We start from the raw sequence: 16,493 nt of genomic DNA on the forward strand, positions 1-16,493 counted from the left end.
ACCGCCCGCCGAAGCCGGCGCAGGCCGGCTGAAGAGCGGAGGGTGGAGAGGGCCAGCCGCCTGCGCGAGCGGATCGGAAGGTGCAGGTTGGAGCGGTCCACAGCGCCGCGCGTGGGGCTTGCCCTCTCCACCATACGCTCTTCGCTGCGCTCGGCGCATGGTCCCCCTCTCCCATGAACGGGAGAGGAAAGAGGGGAGCGGACTTTCGCACAGTAACCTACGGCGCGAACTGCAGCGTGTAGGCCTTCCTGTAGTCCAAGTCGGGCGGATAGACGCCTTCCTTGGCGGCCATGTTGAAGAACTCGGCCCAGCGCTCGTCGCTCATCCGGCCGATGGCGGCCTGGTCGCCGCCGTCGACGATGCCGTAGCTCTTCAGCTTCTCGCGGGCCTGGTCCAGGATGTCCTGGGTCATCTCCGGATTGTCCTTCAGGATCAGGGCGTTCCCGGGCGCCGGATCGCCGTAGAGGTAGGAGCGCCAGCCGGCCGCGCTGGCCTCGACGAAGGCCTTCACGGCCTGCGGGTTGTCGGCGATCAGCTTGTCGGTGGCCAGCACCATGGTCGCGTAGCTGGGGTAGCCCTCGTCGGCGAGGAGCATGACCTTGGGGTTGATCCCGCCTTCCTTCTGCAGGGTGTAGGGCTCGGAGGTGACGTAGCCCTGCTGGGCCACCCGCTTGTCGGCCAGGAAGGGGGCGGGGCTGAAGGCGTACTTGCGCACCTGGTCGTCGGTGAAGCCGTACTTGGCCTTGAGCCACACCCAGAAGGCGTTGATCGAGGCGTCTGAGAGAAGGATCGGCCGGCCCTTCAGGTCGGCGATGCTGTTCACGCCCGTGCCCTCGTGGGCGATCAGCACCTGCGGGTCCTTCTGCATGAAGGCGGCGACGGCCTTCACCGGCACGTCCTCCTTGGCCAGGTTGAGGACGATGAAGCTGTTGGAGCCCATGCCCAGGTCGACCTGACCGGCGGCCAGCAGCTGGGGCACGTTCACGCCCGGGCCGCCCTGGACGATGCGCACGTCCAGGCCCCGCTTGGCGTACTCGCCGGTCGCCACCGCCTGGTAGAAGCCGCCGTGCTCGGCCTGGGCCCGCCAGTCGGTGGCGAAGCGGATCGGGGTCTGGCCCTCGGCGGCCTTGGGCGCCTCGGCCTCCTGCTGGGCCGGCGAGCAGGCGCAGACCAGCGCCGCCAGGGCGAGAGCGAGATTGCGGATGATCTTCATGCGGCCCCCGGGACTTTGCACCCGGCGGAGCCTTAAGGGCGTCGCCTCAAAGCGCAAGAGGGGCCCCAAAGAGCAAGAGGGCGGCGCCCCGGTCACCCGGTGCGTCGCCCTCCTCCAGATCCTTTTGAGGGGATCTGCGCCGGAAGAAACAGCTGCGACTTCGATTGGCGGGCTTCCCCGCAGGTTTCCGTCGCCGCCGCCGATCTTTTCGTCCTTCAGGTCCCGGGTCGCCCTGGTCCCTGAGCTTCGTCAGATCGTTCCGAAGCCTTTGGTTCTGCGGTTTGTCCTTAAGGGGCTTTCACCCCGGACGGGCCTCCCGCTTCGCCTCGGCTCGGTCCTGCGTCTTCGGGTTTCCGGCACTCCTTCGACAGTCGCCTGTCTCGGGTTTTCCGGTCTGCCTGGGGCGCAGTTCCTTCTGGCAAGATGGAGCTTGCGCTCGAACGCTGTTCTCCGCAATAGGCCCGAATCACCTCTGTGTGAGCAGGTCGCCGCCGGGCGGTTAACCAATTGTGGATACTTGGTTAATTCCGTCAAAAAAGTTTAACGGATTCAGCGACCCGCGTTATCCACAGATTTGCTCAGCCGCCGGTTTCCAGGGCTTCGCGGCGCTCTTCCAGGACCAGCCATTCCTCCTCGGCGGCGGCCAGTTGGGCGCGGGCGGCCTCCAGCGCCTTGCCGAACCGCTCGAAGGCGGCCGGGTCGCGGGCGTAGAGCTCCGGATCGGCGAGCTGGCCTTCCAGCAGGGCGATCTTGCCGGGCAGCTCGTGGACCAGGGCGTCCAGCTCCGCCAGCCGCCGCTGCTCCTTGTAGGACAGCTTGGCCGGCCGCGACGGGGGCGGGGCGGCCCGCTTCGGCGCGGGCGCGGCCCTGGCCGCCGCCGGCCGCTGGGCGGCGGCTTCGAAGAAGCCGGGGTTCTGGGAGATGAAGTCGGTCCAGCCGCCGGGCGTCTCCACCGCGCGGCCCCTGCCGTCGAGGCCGATGGTGGAGGTGGCCAGCCGGTCGATGAAGTCGCGGTCGTGGCTGACCAGGATCAGGGTGCCCTCGTAGTCGGCCAGGAGATCCTCGAGCAGCTCGAGGGTGTCCATGTCGAGGTCGTTGGTCGGCTCGTCCAGCACCATCAGGTTGGCGGGCTTGGCCAGCGCCCGGGCCAGCAGCAGGCGGTTGCGTTCCCCGCCGGACAGGCTGCGCACCGGCTGGCGCATCTGGGCGTCGGTGAACAGGAACTCCTTGGCGTAGGCGGCGACGTGCTTGGGCCGGCCGCGGACCATCACCTGATCGCCCCCTTCCGGGGCCAGGGCGTCCTTCAGGCTCATGTCCGGCTTCAGGTCGGCGCGGGCCTGGTCGATGTAGGCGACCTCCAGGTTGGTCCCGAGGGTCACCTCGCCGGCGTCGGGCGCAAGCTCGCCCAGCAGGATCTTCAGAAGGGTGGTCTTGCCGACCCCGTTGGGTCCCACGATCGCCACCCGGTCGCCGCGGATGATGCGGGTCGAGAAGTTCTTCAGGATCGTCCGCGCGCCGAAGGCCTTGGCGATGTTCTTGGCCTCGACCACACGCTGGCCGGCGACCCCGGACGAGGCCAGACCCATGGACAGCTGACCGCCCATCTCGCGCAGCCGCTCGGCCTTGGTCTGGCGCAGCGCCATCAGGCGGCGTCGGCGGCCTTCGTTGCGGGCCCGGCGGGCGGTGACGCCCCGCTCCAGCCAGTGCTGCTCGCGCTCCAGCATCTTGTCGAGGCGGCGGGCCTCCTCGGCCTCGGCGGCCAGGATGCGGTCCTGCCAGTCATCGAACTTGGAGAACCCCGCGTCGAGCCGCCGGACCTTGCGGTGGGCGAGCCAGAAGCAGCGGCCGGTCACCCGCTCCAGGAAGGCGCGGTCGTGGCTGACGATCAGGATCGCGGCCCGGCTGGCGGCGATCATCTCCTCCAGGGTGGTGATGGCCAGGATGTCGAGGTGGTTGGTGGGCTCGTCCAGCAGCAGGACGTCCGGGTCCTCGGCGAACGCCTTGGCCAGCGCCGCGCGGCGGATCTCGCCGCCCGAGAGGCCCTGTGCGAGCTTGGCCGGATCGGCGCCGAAAGCCTGCAGCGCCGCTTCGGCCTCGTAGGATTGGGCGCCGCCCGAGACCGCGTGGTCGAGCAGGGTGGGGCCGGCGATCTGCGGCTCCTGCGGCACGAAGGCGATGCGCGTGCCGGGCGTGATGGTCCGCTCGCCGTCGTCGGCCTCGGCCTGGCCGGCGATGATCCGCAGAAGCGTCGACTTGCCCGCCCCGTTGCGCCCCACCAGGCAGGCGCGCACCCGCGGCTCGAGCGCCAGGTCGACGCCGTCGAACAGCATCACCGGGCCGTCGGCCAGGCGGACGTCCTTCAGGGCCAACAGGGGCGGGGGCGCGCGCATCGGGGCGTGGACATAGAGGGGGCGGCGGCAAAGGGGAAGGCTTCAGCCCGGCGCGCCTTCCCTCCTCCGTCAGGGGAGCGGGGTCCCGAAGGGACCGGGTGGGGGAGTGTCGGACGGGCGGGGCGCCGGCCGACCCGCGGGCGCACGGCTCGAGACTCCCCCACCCGCCCGCTTCGCTTCGCTCGCGTCCACCCTCCCCTGGGAGGAAGGGAAGGCCTCGACGGAGACCGGATCGACCCTCAGCGCCTCGTCCTCGGCCAGCGCCGCCTCCGGCTCGGCGACGGCGGCGGCCCGGCTGAACTCGGCGGACAGCATCTCGTAGAACGCGTTGCGCTCGGCCGTGACGACCTCGGGCAGGGGCTCGGCGCCCAGCCAGTCGAAGTCGCGCGGGGACATGCCCTGGTGGGCGGCGATCATGAAGCGGCGCCAGATCTCGGCCGGCAGCTCGCCGCCGGTGACCTGCCGCATCGGCTTGCCGCCGTCGTCGCCCAGCCAGACGCCGGCGGTCAGTTCGGGGGTGAAGCCGATGAACCAGGCGTCGCGCCAGTCCTGGCTGGTGCCCGTCTTGCCCGCCGCCGGCCAGTCGAAGCCGGCCCGCGTGCCGGTGCCGCCGGTCACCACCTTTTTCAGCATCCGCACCATCTGGCCGGCGCGGGCGGAGTCGTAGGCGTAGGCTGGGGCGCTCGGCGCGCGCATGTAGAGCTGCTGGCCGAGCGGCGAGGTGATCTCCTCGATCAGGTAGGGTTGGGTGCGGTAGCCGCCCTTGGCGAACACCGAAAAGCCGCTGGTCAGCTCCAGCAGGGTGACTTCGTAGGCGCCCAGGGCGACCGACAGGTTCGGATGGTCCGGAATGCTGTTCAGGCCGAAGCGGCGGGAGAGCACGGCCACCGAGTCCGGCCCGGTCTCCTGGGCCAGCTGCACCGCAACGGTGTTGATCGACTTGGCGAGGGCGGTCTCCAGCGTCACCGGACCGGCGTAGCCGCCGCCGTAGTTGCCGGGGTTCCAGTCGCCGATCTTGATCGCCTCGTCGAGCTTGACGTCGGTCGGCATGGCGCCGGCTTCCAGCGCCGCGGCGAAGACGAAGGCCTTGAAGGTCGAGCCCGGCTGCCGCTTGGCCTGGAGCGCCCGGTTGAACGAGCTGTCGCCGTAGTCGAGGCCGCCGACCATGGCGCGGATCGCGCCGTCGTTGGCCAGCGCCACCAGCGCGCCCTGCGTGGCCCCGCGCCCGCGGCCCTGCGCCTCGACGACCTCACGCAGGGTCTCGGCGGCGGTCTTCTGCATGTCCGGGTCGATGGACAGGCGCACGATCAGGCTGGGGGCGTCGTCGCCGACCAGCCGCACGGCCTCGGCGGTCGCGTAGTCCAGGACATAGCCGAAATCGCCCTCGCCGCCGGACCGGTCGGCCAGCTTCGGCGGCTCGGCCAGGGCCTCGCGGGCCTGCTCCGGGGTGATCCAGCCGGACCTGGCCATGGAGGCCAGGATCAGCCGCCCGCGGGCCATCGCCCCGCTCATGTCCTTGTTGAGCGCGAGCCGCGACGGCGCCTTGGGCAGCGAGGCCAGCAGCGCCGCCTCGCCGAGGGTCAACTGGCTGGCGGGTTTGCCGAAATAGGTCCGGGCTGCGCCGTCGACGCCGTAGGTGTTGGCGCCGAAGAACAGCCGGTTGAGGTAGAGCTCGAGGATCTCGTTCTTGGTCAGCTTCTCCTCGAGCCGGTAGGCGATCGCCGCCTCCTGGATCTTCCGCTTCAGGCTGCGCTCGGGGGTCAGGAACAGGTCCTTGACCAGCTGCTGGGTGAGCGTCGAGCCGCCCTGCACGACGCGGCCCGCGCGCCAGTTCACCCAGGCCGCCCGCGCCAGGCCCTGGTAGTCCAGCGCGCCGTGCTCGTAGAACCGCTCGTCCTCGGCGGCGAGGAAGGCCTTCACCACGTGGTCGGGCAGCTGGTTCAGGGCCACGCGGTCGCCGAATCTGGGCCCCCGCTCGGCGATCAGCTGGCCGCGGCGGTCCAGGAAGCGGATGCCGGGTGCGCGCTTGGACTTGTAGAGCTCTTCCTTGTCCGGGATCTCGGGCAGGCCGGCCAGGTAGGTCTGCTTGACGTAGATCCAGCCGCTGGTCGCCGCCACCGCGGTCACGATGCAGACGGCCAGCAGCGACAGCCACACCCACTTGAGCCAGCGGCGCGGCTTCCTGGCCCTGGCCTTCAGGTCGGCCCGATAGGTCTCGCCCGCTTCCAGCGGCGCGTCCTCAGGCGTTTCGGCCGTGTGTGGCGTTTCGTCGGTCACGTTCCGATCCGATGGCGGGAGCCCCACATTCGGTTTAGGACGCCCGCAGCATGCCGACGAGACCTTTCTGGGAGACAAAACGCCTCGCCGAGATGACCGTGGCCGAGTGGGAGAGCCTGTGCGACGGCTGCGGGCTGTGCTGCCTGGTCAGGTTCGAGGACGAGGACACGGGCGAGGTCATCCCCACCCGCGTCCATTGCCGGCTGTTCGATCCCGACCGCTGCGCCTGCAAGGACTACGGCAATCGCAAGAAGCACGTGCCCGACTGCATCAAGCTGACGCCGCACAACATCGACGCCCTGGAGTGGATGCCCAAGAGCTGCGCCTACCGCCGCATCCACGAGGGCCGGGGCCTGGCCGATTGGCACCCGCTGGTCAGCGGCGATCCGGAGAGCGTGCACGCGGCCGGCGTCTCCGTGCGCGGCCAGACGATCAGCGAGGACAGCCTGGACGATCCGGAAGACGCGCTGGACTTCGCCGCCTGGGATCTGGTGGCCGAGCGGGGCGAGGACTAGGCGAAGACGTCGGCGTCCTCGGCCGGGCTGCGGGCGCCGGGCGGCGGTCCCCAGGCGTTGGCCTCGGGCTCGCCCTTGGCCAGGCCGAGCCAGATGTAGAAGCCGATCACGCCGACGACCAGGAGGATCGCCAGCGCGGCGCCCCACGCGTTCCTGGCCTCTCCGTCCACGCCCAGGGCTGCGGCGCCGATCATCCAGAGGATCGCCAGGCCAAGGGCTCCGCCCATCGGCGCAAGCTGCCACCACCCGCTGCGCCCGACGTCGTGCAGGCGCTGCGCCAGCATGCAGACCTGCGGGAAGAGAAGCAGGAGGTTCAGCACAGTCCGCGCCACGTCGCCCCAGTCGGCGGGCAAGAGCTCGGCCGTCCAACTCAGGCCGAGCACGAGAAGCCAGCCAAGCCAGTAGTGGCCGCGGCCTATTCGGCCATCGATCCGGAAGTAGGCTCTAACGAAAGGCGTCATGGCCGCCACATCGGTGCTCCGCCGCGGCCGCGACGCGCAATGCGGACAAGGCCGCGCCCTTAGGCGAAGACATCGGCTGCGCCGCTCGTCGCGCCCTCGGGTGGGCCGAAGCGGTTCGGCTGGGCGCTTCCGGCCACGAACCCGGTGAAGATCGACAGCGCCAGGCCCCCGAGCAGGGCGACGATCATCGCGAGCCCGCCGAGACCGGGGACGCCGACGGTCGAGAGGCCGACGCCTCCGATCCAGAGGGCGTACACCGGCGCCTGCCACCAGCCGCTGCGGCCCAGGTCGTGCAGGCGCTTGGCCGTGATGCAAACCGACGGATAGATCAGCGCCAGTTGGACGAGCGGTGTGACGAGGGCCGAAGACTTCTCGCCTCGAACGATGCTGACGCCGATCGTCAGCACGAAGGACGCCACGAAGCTGATGACGAATACGGCGACGAGGCCGATCCAAAAGCGCTTTCGCCCGATCCGGCCCGACGGCGAAAGCAGCAGCTGTTTCAGGTCCATTGCGCACCCCCTGCGTGCATCTTGCTGGCGCGTCGGGAACAATGCAAGAACAGATGGAATGTGGCGGATTTGCAACAGTCGCCCTTGCGCGGCGGTGCGGTAAATCCAATCTCTCGGCGCGAGCCGAGAGTGGATTTTCCGAATGAGGACTTCTTTGGCGCGTGATCCCTATCAGGAGCTGGGCGTCTCCCGCGGCGCGAGCGCCGAGGAGATCCGCAAGGCGTTCCGCACGCTGGCCAAGAAGCACCACCCCGACGCCAACCCGGGCGACAAGGCCTCGGAGGAGAAGTTCAAGCGGGTGAGCGCGGCCTTCGACGTGCTGGGCGATCCCGAGAAGCGGCGCAAGTTCGACGCCGGCGAGATCGACGCCGACGGGCGCGAGACGATGCGCGGCTTCGGCGGCGGCGGCGGCCCCTTCGGCGGCGGCGGGTACGGCGGGGGCGGTCCCGGCGGCTTCCGCACCGAGTTCGAGAACATCGACCTCTCCGACATCCTGGGCGAGGTGTTCGGCCGCGGCGGCGGCGGGGCGCGCGGCGGCGCGGGCCCCGGCGGCGGCTTCGGAGGGTTCGGCGGCTTCGGCCCGCAGCGCGGCGCCGACGTGCGCGCCCGGCTGGAGATCGATCTGGAGGAGGCCATCCAGGGCGCCAAGAAGCGCATCGCCTTCACCGACGGGCGCACCATCGAGGTCGCCATCCCCAAGGGGGCGAGCGACGGCCAGACCCTGCGGCTGAAGGACCAGGGCGCCCCCGGCAAGGGCGGCCCGGGGGACGCCTTCATCGAGCTCGTGGTGCGGCCGCACCCGACCTACCGGCGCGAGGGCGACAACCTTCTCATGGACCTGCCGGTCACCGTCTACGATGCGGTGCTGGGCGGAAAGGTGCAGGCGCCGACGCCGGACGGGGCGGTCACCCTGACGATCCCGAAGGCCGCCAACACCGGCCAGGTGCTGCGCCTGAAGGGCCGCGGCATGCCGGACGTGCGCGGCCGGCGCGGGGACCTGCTGGCGCGGCTGGTGGTGACCCTGCCGGAGCGGCCGGACAGTCAGCTGGAGAAGTTCGCGGCCGCCTGGCGCAAGGAGCGGCCCTATACGCCCAAGCGGCGCACGTGACCGGCCGGCGTAGCCATTCCCTAAACCCGGTATTCAGACTGGGTTCAGTCCGGGAGGGCTACATCTCGCACCCATGAAACGCTTCCTCGCCATCGCCGCGATCCTGCTGGCGGCCGCCCCGGCGGTCCACGCCCAGCCGTGGCGCGATGACGACCGGCCCGCGCTGGGCGCCGGCGGCCGCGACCAGGACCATGCCCGCGACGCCGTGCGCCAGGGTCGCCAGGCGCCGCTGTCGCGCGTTCTGGCCATGATCGCCCAGCGCACGCCCGGGCGGCACCTCAACACCACCCAGGGCGACTACGGCGGGCGGCCCGCCTACTTCGTCCAGTGGCAGATGCCTGACGGACGGGTGGTGATCTTCATTGTCGACGCCGAAAGCGGCGCCATGCTGGCGCGCCAGGGCGGCTAAGAGTGAGTTTGGGCGGGCGATAAGGACGGGCTATCTCCATGCGTATCCTGCTTGTCGAAGACGATCCGGACCTGTCGCGTCAGCTGAAGCTGGCGCTGGCGGACGCCGGCTATGCGGTCGACCACGCTCCGGACGGGGAGGAGGCCCAGTTCCTCGGCGAGACCGAGCCGTACGACGCCATCATCCTCGACCTGGGCCTGCCCAAGGTGGACGGGGTCTCGGTGCTCGAGCGCTGGCGGCGCGAGAACATGGGCGCGCCGGTGCTGATCCTCACCGCCCGCGGGGCCTGGAGCGAGAAGGTGGCCGGCTTCGACGCCGGCGCCGACGACTACCTGACCAAGCCCTTCCACACCGAGGAGCTGCTGGCCCGGTTGCGCGCGCTGCTGCGCCGCTCGGCCGGCCACGCCGCGCCGAGCCTCTCCTGCGGCGGCCTGCGGCTCGACCCGCGCGCGGCGAGGGCCTCGGTGAACGGCGAGCCGCTGCGGCTCACCTCGCTGGAATACCGCCTGCTGCACTACCTGATGATGCACCAGGGCCGGGTGATCAGCCGCTCCGAACTCGTCGAGCACCTCTACGACCAGGACTTCGACCGCGACTCCAACACCATCGAGGTGTTCATCGGCCGGGTCCGCAAGAAGATCGGCCCTGAACGGATCGAGACGGTCCGCGGCCTCGGCTACCGCCTGACCGCCCCCGAGAGCGAGCTGGGGAGCGAGGCCGCAAGCACGTGAGGCTGGAGGCCCTGCGCCGCCCCTCGCTGGCCCGCCGGCTGGTCCTGCTGGCCGCCGGCTGGAGCCTGGCGGGGTTGCTGGTCTCGGCGCTGGTCCTGGCCATGCTGTTCCAGCAGGCGGCGCTGCGCACCCTCGACGCGGGCCTGCTGGAGCGGATCGACAATCTCGTCTCCGGCACCACCATCGGCCCGCAGGGCGAGGTGCTAGCCCCGGCCCTCACCGACGAGCGGGCGCTGCGGGCCTATTCCGGCCGCTACTGGCAGCTCGCCGAGCCCACGCCCGAAGGGCGCTGGAGCACGCTCGTCCGCTCGCGCTCGCTGTGGGACTCCGAGCTGCGCGCCCCGGCCGATCTCGTCGCGCGCCTGCAGGCGAAACCCGGCGAGCCGGTGTCCTACGACACCCGCGATCCGCTCGGGGTGCCCCTGCGGGCCATGGCCTCGCAGGCGACTCTGCCCGGACGGGAACTGCCGGTCATCTTCATGACCGCCGAGGACCGCAGCCCGATCGACCGGGAGGTGCGCAGCTTCGCGGTCGCGACGGCGGGCTTCTTCCTGCTGCTGGCCCTGACCATGGCGGTGGCGGTGGTGGTGCAGGTGCGGGTCGGCCTTCGCCCGCTCTTCACCCTGCGCCGCGAGATCGCCGCCGTGCGCCGCGGCAAGGCCGAGCGGCTGGCGGGGACCTACCCGGTGGAGCTGAAGCCGCTCGCCGACGAGCTCAACGCCCTGATGGCCCACAACCAGGAGGTCGTGGAGCGCCAGCGCACCCACGTCGGCAACCTGGCCCACGCCCTGAAGACGCCGCTGTCGGTGATGCTGACCGAGTCCGCCCAGCGCCCAGGGCCGCTGGCCGAGGTCGTCTCGCGCCAGGCCGAGGCCATGCGCCAGCAGGTCGACCACCACCTGCGCCGGGCCCGGGCCGCGGCCCGCACCCAGGGCTCCGGCGAGCGCACGTCGGTCGCCAGCGTCCTCGACGAGCTGGCCCGCACGCTCGGCCGCATCCACGAGGACAAGGGCATCGACATCGACTGGGACGCCGACGAGGACCTGTTCTTCCTCGGCGAGCGGCAGGACCTTCTGGAGCTGGCCGGCAACGCCATGGAGAACGCCTGCAAATGGGGCCGATCGCGGGTGCGTGTGCGGGCCGAACCGACCACGGCCGAGCGGCTGCGGCTGACTGTCGAGGACGATGGCCCCGGCCTGCCGCCGGACCGGCGCGAACAGGTCACGCGTCGGGGGACCCGCCTCGACGAGAGCGCGCCCGGCTCCGGCCTCGGCCTGTCGATCATGGAGGAGCTGGCGCGCGCCTACGGCGGCTCGCTGACCCTGTCCGACGCCGCCCTCGGCGGGCTGAAGGTGGAGCTGGTCCTGCCCCGGGCGGAAGCGTGAAAACTTAGGGTTTGGAAACCCTTAACCGGCCAGGCGGCAGATTGGCCGCGCCGCGCGATCCTCGCGTGTGGAGCATCGATGGCCGCCCTTTCAGAGGACAAGATCCAGATCGTCCGCGCCCTGGTGGAGCAGGCGCCGGACCCGGTCGTGGGCCGGCTGCAGGCCGCACTCGCCCAGGCCGGCGGCGACGATGCCCTGGCCAGCGTCCGCCAGCTGGTGGATCTCGAGGCCGACGACCGTCGGGTGCGCAACAGCGTGCTGGCCCCGATCGCGCCCATGTGCGTCGGCGACGGCGCCGCCGCCGACCGCATCCAGTTCCCCAAGCCCGTGCTCGGCCTCATCTGGCGGGGCCTCAAGCGCGCCGCCCCGGAGGAGGTCGCCGACGCCCGCGGAATCCTGCGCGAGCTGGCCGGCTGCGAGGAATCCCGCGAGGCCTTCGACCGGCTGACCCGCGTCGCCGCCGCCGGGGTGCGCGAGCGCGAGGGCCGAGAGTTCGCCGCCGCCGCCGAGGCCGCGGCCAAGTCGCGTGAGAACGGCGCCGAGCTGCTGGCCGGCTGCCTCGACATCGCCCCGGTCGTCCGGCTCGCCTGCCAGCGGCTGCCGGACTGGATCACCCGGATGGGCCGCGACGAGACCGCCCAGGCGCGCGTGGCCTTCAAGGACGCCGCGGCCATCCGCACCGACGCCGGGCCGCTGTTCTTCGAGATGCTCGCCGCCCAGCTGGCCCATCCCTGGCAGGTGCTGCGGATCATCTCGGCGGTCATGGACAAGCCCGACGAGCACTACTTCGCCGCCTCGGAGTCGGCGGTCTTCGCCCTTCGGCTGATGGACCTCGTCGAGGCCGAGCTTGGGCGCGTGTGCGCCCTGGACCGCGACGGGGGCCGCGAGGCCGGCCGCGCCGCGGCCCAGGTCGTGGAACGGATCACCGAGCAGATCGGCGAGATCGAGGCGGCCATGCGCCTGGATCGCGAGGGGGGCTGGGGCCGCCGCGTGGCCCAGCAGAGGGCCGCCCTGGCCGCCGCCGTCGAGGGGCGGCTGCGCGAACTGGAGCGGGCCGTCGGCGCCGCCCTGCCGACCCGCCAGGAACGCGTCGCCCGGCGACTGAGGGCCGTCCCCAAGGTGGCCCAGCCGCCGGAAGCGGCGGCCGTCGCCCAGGCGATGACCTTGCTGCAGTTCGCCAGCGACATCCGCGGCTGCGCCGGAGCCGGCGGCTTCGCCTCCAGCCGGACCAAGATGCTGGAGGCGCTGGGCGAGACGGTGGACAACTACGTCGAGGACCTGCTGGACCGCCTCCGCCACGGCGAGGTGGAGAGCGAGCCGGCCGCCCGCGCCTACCTCGAGGTCGCCGCCGACTTCGCCGGGCTGATCCACGATCCCAAGGCCGCCCAGGTCGTCCGCCGCCGCGCCGGCGCGATTTGACCTGCATCAAATGCGGCCATCTCGTCCTCGCGCGCGGGGCGGCTTTCGGCTAAACGCGCCCGCATGATCGGGTTTTGGTTCGCAGCCGGCCTCCTGGCCGCGGCTGCGGCGGTGCTCATCCTCCATCGGGCGAAGGCGGCGGCCGTTGCGACGCCGCAGGATCCGACGCTGGCCGTCTATCGCCGCCAGCTGGCCGAGATCGACGATCTGGCGGCCCGCGGCGTGCTGGCCGAGCCGGAGCGCAAGAGCGCCTACGCCGAGGCCGGCCGCCGGCTGCTCGCCGCCGCCGACAAGGGCGCGCGGACCTGGACCGCCGGGCCGCCGCGCCAGGGCGTGCTGCTGGCCGCGGCCGCGCTCGGCCCGCTGCTCGCGCTGGGGATCTACCTGGCTGTGGGCGCGCCGGGCTTCCCCGACCAACCCATCGCCGCCCGCATCGCCGCCTGGCGCGCCGCCGGCCCCGAGACCCTGCAGCCGGACGAGATGGCCGCCGTCCTGCGCGGCATGGTCGCCGAGCGGCCGAAGGATCCCCAGGCGCTGCAGTACCTGGCTATGGCCGAGGCCGCCTCCGGCGATCCGGCCAGCGCCGCCCGGGCCCTGCGCCGGGCGATCGAGCTGGCGCCCGATCGGGCCGTGCTGTGGGAATCGCTCGGCGAGGCCCTGGTGATGCAGGCCGGGGGCGAGGTCAGCACGCCGGCCGAAAGCGCCTTCAAGGAAGCCCTGCGTCGCGACCCCAAGTCGGTGACCGCGCGACTGTTCCTGGCCAAGCGCCAGGTCGATGCGGGCGACCGGGCCCTGGGCCTGGCCCAGTGGCGCGCCATCCACGCCGAGCTGCCGGCGACCGATCCGCGCCGCGAGGCGCTGGCCCGCATCATCGCCGAGGCTGAAGGCGCGCCCGCCGACTCCGACCAGCAGGCGATGATCCGCGGCATGGTCGAGAGCCTGGCCGCCCGGCTCGAACAGGCGCCCGACGATCCGCAAGGCTGGGTGCGGCTGGTCCGCTCCTACGCCGTGCTCGGCGATGCGGTGGCCCGCGACCGGGCGCTGGCCTCGGCCAAGGCCCGCTTCCGCGACCGCCCCGAGATCCTCAAGGCGCTGGACGAGGCCGCCGCGGCGGAGGCGATGCGATGAGCTGGCTGCCCAAATCCCGGACGGCGCGCCGCCGCCTGACGGTCCTGGCGGCCATCGCTCCGGTGCTGGCGCTGGCCGTCGGCCTGACGCTCTGGGGCCTCAGCGACTCCATCTCCTACTTCTACACCCCCTCCCAGGCCGAGGCGGCCGACCCGGAGCCCGGCCAGTCGATCCAGCTCGGCGGCCTGGTGCAGGCCGGCAGCGTGGCGAAGTACCCGGACGGTCGGGTGGAGTTCGTCGTCGCCGACCAGCAGGCCAGCGCCAAGGTGAGCTTCCAGGGCGACCTGCCGGACCTGTTCCGCGAGGGCCAGGGCATCGTCGCCACCGGCGCCTTCGACCAGGCCGGCGTCTTCCAGGCCAAGGAAGTGCTCGCCAAGCACGACGAGCGCTACATGCCCCGCGAAGTCGAGAAGGCGCTGAAGGAACAGGGCGAGTGGCGCGGCGAGGGCGGCGTCGCCGACTATCAGAAGACCGAGGCCAAATGATCGTTGAACTGGGCGCCTTCGCCCTGGCTCTCGGGCTTGCGCTGTCCATAGCCCAGGCGGGCGTGCTGGCCTTCGCGCGCCTGCGCCGCTCGCCGGCGCTCGGCGGGGCGGGCGAGGGGATGGCGCTGGGCGCCTTCCTGTCCATCGCCGTGGCCTTCGCCGCCCTGGTCTGGGCCTTCGTCGTCTCGGACTTCTCGGTGGCCAACGTCGCGGAGAACTCGCACACCGCCAAGCCGCTGCTCTACCGGGTGGCCGGCGCCTGGGGCAGCCACGAGGGCTCGATCCTGCTGTGGTGCCTGGCGCTGACCGGCTACGGCGCGGCCGTGGCGGGGCTGGGCCGCGGCCTGCCGGCCGACCTGAAGGCGAGCGCGCTGGCGGTGCAGGGGGCGCTGGGCGCGGTGTTCCTGGCCTACACCGCCTTCGCCTCCAACCCGTTCATGCGGCTGGACGCCCCGCCGGTGGAAGGCCGCTCGCTGAACCCGCTGCTGCAGGATCCGGCGCTCGCGCTTCACCCGCCGTTCCTCTACGCCGGCTACGTCGGCCTGTCGGTGGTCTTCTCCTTCGCCGTCGCGGCGCTGATCGAGGGCCGGGTCGATGCGGCCTGGGCGCGCTGGGTGCGGCCCTGGACGCTGGCCGCCTGGAGCCTGCTGACCCTCGGCATCACCCTGGGCGCCTTCTGGGCCTACTACGAGCTCGGCTGGGGCGGCTGGTGGTTCTGGGATCCGGTGGAGAACGCCTCCTTCATGCCCTGGCTGGTGGCCACGGCCCTGCTGCACTCGGCCATCGTCACCGAAAAGCGGGGCGCGCTCCCTGGCTGGACCGTCTTCCTGGCGCTGGCCGCCTACAGCTTCTCCATGCTGGGGGCCTTCCTGGTGCGCTCGGGCGTGCTGACCTCGGTTCACGCGTTCGCGGTGGACCCGGAACGCGGGGTGCTGCTGCTGCTGATCCTCGGCGTCACCGCCGGCGCGGGCTTCGCCCTCTTCGCCTGGCGCGCGCCGAGCCTGACGCCGGGCGGGGTGTTCGCCCCGATCAGCCGCGAGAGCGCCCTGGTGCTGAACAACATCCTGCTGGCGGCGGCCACGGCCACCGTCCTGCTCGGCACCCTCTATCCGCTGATGCGGGAGGCCGTGACGGGAGAGGCCATTTCGGTGGGGCCGCCCTACTTCAACCTGACCTTCACGCCGCTGATGGCGGTGCTGCTCGTCCTGCTGCCGGCCGGTCCCCTGCTCGCCTGGAAGCGCGGCGACGCCCTGGGCGCGGCCCAGCGGCTATGGGCCGCCGCCGGGCTGGCGCTGCTGGTCGGGCTGGCCGTCTTCGCCGTGGCCTCGCCGAAGAAGGCGTTCGGCGCGGCCGGGATGGCGCTCGGCGCCTGGCTGATCGTCGGCGCGCTGGCCGAACTCGCCGAGCGGGGGCGGGCCTTCCGGGTTCCCGCCGCCGAGACCCTGCGGCGGCTGACGCGCCTGCCGCGGGGCGCCTGGGGCATGACGCTGGCCCACATCGGCCTCGGCGTCTTCGTGCTCGGGGCCTGCTTCGAGACCGGCTGGAAGGCGGAGAGCGCCCAGGCCCTCTCGCCGGGCGGCCGCATCGCCGTCGCCGGCTACGAACTCGTGCTGGAGGGCGTGGAGGCCGTGGAGGGCCCCAACTACGAGGCCGAGCGCGGCCGCCTGGCGGCGACGAAGGACGGCCGCGAGGTCTGCCGTCCGACGCCCGAGCGGCGCCTCTACCTGCCCGGCGGCCAGACGACGTCCGAGGTGGCCATCTGCCACGAGGGGCTGAGCCATCTCTATGTGGTGCTGGGCGAGCGGCGCGAGGCGGCCGGGGCGCCGACCTGGCTGGTGCGGGCCTACTGGAACCCGCTGGCCCTGCTGATCTTCCTCGGCCCCGCGATCATGGCGCTCGGCGGCGCCGTCTCGCTGTCGGACCGTCGCCTGCGGATCGGCGTGGGCCGCAGGGCGGAGGCGGCGGCATGAGGAAGCTGCTGGCCATCGTCGCCGCCGTCCTCTGCATGGCCGCCGCCTCGGACCCCGCCGAGCGCCTGCCCGACCCCGCCCAGGAGGCCCGGGCCCGCGAGCTGTTCCGCGAGGTCCGCTGCCTGGTCTGCCAGAACGAGTCCATCGACGACTCCGACGCCCCGCTGGCGGCCGACCTTCGCCGCATCGTGCGCGAGCGGGTCGCGGCCGGCGAGGACGATGCGGCCATCAAGCGCTTCCTGACCGACCGTTACGGCGAGTTCGTGCTGCTGCGGCCGGCCTTTTCGATGGGCAACCTGGCGCTCTGGCTGGCGCCTCTGCTGGTGCTGATCGCCGGCCTGGGCCTGCTTCTTGCACGCCTGCGGAACCGGGCGCAGGAAGCGGAGCTTACAGCAGCCGAGACCCGTCGCCTGAAGGCGCTCTCGGACGAGTGACACCATTGCGCCGCAGAATGGGCGCGATGCGGCGCAGAGAGTGACCTAAACGTAAC

The 16,493-nt window shown here is 72.0% G+C and carries 15 protein-coding genes; 10 read left to right on the forward strand and 5 right to left on the reverse strand.

From position 1 onward, the window contains the following. Nucleotides 1-217: 217 nt before the first annotated feature. The 3 genes from ACFSC0_RS12955 to pbpC form a co-directional block, all read right to left on the reverse strand. Nucleotides 218-1,213 (reverse strand): ABC transporter substrate-binding protein, encoded by a 996-nt coding sequence (locus tag ACFSC0_RS12955; RefSeq protein WP_377283741.1) that lies wholly within the window; start codon nt 1,211-1,213, stop codon nt 218-220. Nucleotides 1,214-1,791: 578 nt separating this feature from the next. Next, nucleotides 1,792-3,603 (reverse strand): ABC-F family ATP-binding cassette domain-containing protein, encoded by a 1,812-nt coding sequence (locus ACFSC0_RS12960; RefSeq protein WP_377283740.1) that lies wholly within the window; start codon nt 3,601-3,603, stop codon nt 1,792-1,794. Nucleotides 3,604-3,672: 69 nt separating this feature from the next. Then, the gene (gene pbpC, locus ACFSC0_RS12965; protein ID WP_377283739.1) at nt 3,673-5,880 is read right to left on the reverse strand and encodes a multimodular transpeptidase-transglycosylase PbpC; all 2,208 of its coding nucleotides are present in this window, start codon (nt 5,878-5,880) and stop codon (nt 3,673-3,675) included. Between the two features lie 50 nt (nt 5,881-5,930). Here pbpC and ACFSC0_RS12970 point away from each other — a divergent pair, with 50 nt between their 5' ends. Then, nucleotides 5,931-6,395 (forward strand): YcgN family cysteine cluster protein, encoded by a 465-nt coding sequence (locus tag ACFSC0_RS12970; RefSeq protein ID WP_377283738.1) that lies wholly within the window; start codon nt 5,931-5,933, stop codon nt 6,393-6,395. Here ACFSC0_RS12970 and ACFSC0_RS12975 read toward each other — a convergent pair. Both ACFSC0_RS12975 and ACFSC0_RS12980 read right to left on the reverse strand, forming a co-directional pair. Next, entirely contained in the window at nt 6,392-6,856 is a 465-nt protein-coding gene (locus ACFSC0_RS12975) for a DUF805 domain-containing protein (protein ID WP_377283737.1), read from the reverse strand. The two genes, ACFSC0_RS12970 and ACFSC0_RS12975, sit on opposite strands and share 4 nt — an antisense overlap. Nucleotides 6,857-6,915: 59 nt before the next feature. Then, nucleotides 6,916-7,368 (reverse strand): DUF805 domain-containing protein, encoded by a 453-nt coding sequence (locus tag ACFSC0_RS12980; RefSeq protein WP_377283736.1) that lies wholly within the window; start codon nt 7,366-7,368, stop codon nt 6,916-6,918. A 154-nt stretch (nt 7,369-7,522) separates the two neighbouring features. Here ACFSC0_RS12980 and ACFSC0_RS12985 point away from each other — a divergent pair, with 154 nt between their 5' ends. The 9 genes from ACFSC0_RS12985 (at nt 7,523) to ACFSC0_RS13025 (ending at nt 16,437) form a co-directional block, all read left to right on the forward strand. Next, entirely contained in the window at nt 7,523-8,476 is a 954-nt protein-coding gene (locus tag ACFSC0_RS12985; RefSeq protein ID WP_377283735.1) for a DnaJ C-terminal domain-containing protein, read from the forward strand. Between the two features lie 73 nt (nt 8,477-8,549). Further along, nucleotides 8,550-8,885, forward strand: a complete 336-nt coding sequence (locus tag ACFSC0_RS12990; RefSeq protein WP_377283734.1) for a PepSY domain-containing protein — start codon at nt 8,550-8,552, stop codon at nt 8,883-8,885. A 38-nt stretch (nt 8,886-8,923) separates the two neighbouring features. After that, nucleotides 8,924-9,616 (forward strand): response regulator transcription factor, encoded by a 693-nt coding sequence (locus ACFSC0_RS12995; protein WP_377283733.1) that lies wholly within the window; start codon nt 8,924-8,926, stop codon nt 9,614-9,616. After that, nucleotides 9,613-11,001: an ATP-binding protein gene (locus tag ACFSC0_RS13000; RefSeq protein WP_377283732.1), complete on the forward strand. Its 1,389-nt coding sequence runs from the start codon at nt 9,613-9,615 to the stop codon at nt 10,999-11,001. Before ACFSC0_RS12995 ends, ACFSC0_RS13000 begins: the two co-directional genes overlap by 4 nt. 78 nt (nt 11,002-11,079) lie before the next feature. Continuing rightward, nucleotides 11,080-12,420: a hypothetical protein gene (locus ACFSC0_RS13005; protein WP_377283731.1), complete on the forward strand. Its 1,341-nt coding sequence runs from the start codon at nt 11,080-11,082 to the stop codon at nt 12,418-12,420. A gap of 63 nt (nt 12,421-12,483) precedes the next feature. Beyond that, complete coding sequence (gene ccmI / locus ACFSC0_RS13010) at nt 12,484-13,548, forward strand: c-type cytochrome biogenesis protein CcmI (RefSeq protein ID WP_377283730.1); 1,065 nt, start codon at nt 12,484-12,486, stop codon at nt 13,546-13,548. Further along, nucleotides 13,545-14,033 (forward strand): cytochrome c maturation protein CcmE, encoded by a 489-nt coding sequence (gene ccmE, locus ACFSC0_RS13015; protein WP_377283729.1) that lies wholly within the window; start codon nt 13,545-13,547, stop codon nt 14,031-14,033. Before ccmI ends, ccmE begins: the two co-directional genes overlap by 4 nt. Next, nucleotides 14,030-16,003 carry a heme lyase CcmF/NrfE family subunit gene (locus ACFSC0_RS13020; protein WP_377283728.1) on the forward strand — a complete coding sequence of 658 codons (1,974 nt, stop codon included), beginning with the start codon at nt 14,030-14,032 and terminating at the stop codon, nt 16,001-16,003. Before ccmE ends, ACFSC0_RS13020 begins: the two co-directional genes overlap by 4 nt. Beyond that, nucleotides 16,000-16,437: a cytochrome c-type biogenesis protein gene (locus tag ACFSC0_RS13025; RefSeq protein WP_377283727.1), complete on the forward strand. Its 438-nt coding sequence runs from the start codon at nt 16,000-16,002 to the stop codon at nt 16,435-16,437. Before ACFSC0_RS13020 ends, ACFSC0_RS13025 begins: the two co-directional genes overlap by 4 nt. The last annotated feature ends 56 nt before the right edge of the window (nt 16,438-16,493 follow it).

It is taken from the genome of Phenylobacterium terrae (assembly GCF_042681205.1).
Classification (GTDB): domain Bacteria; phylum Pseudomonadota; class Alphaproteobacteria; order Caulobacterales; family Caulobacteraceae; genus Phenylobacterium; species Phenylobacterium terrae.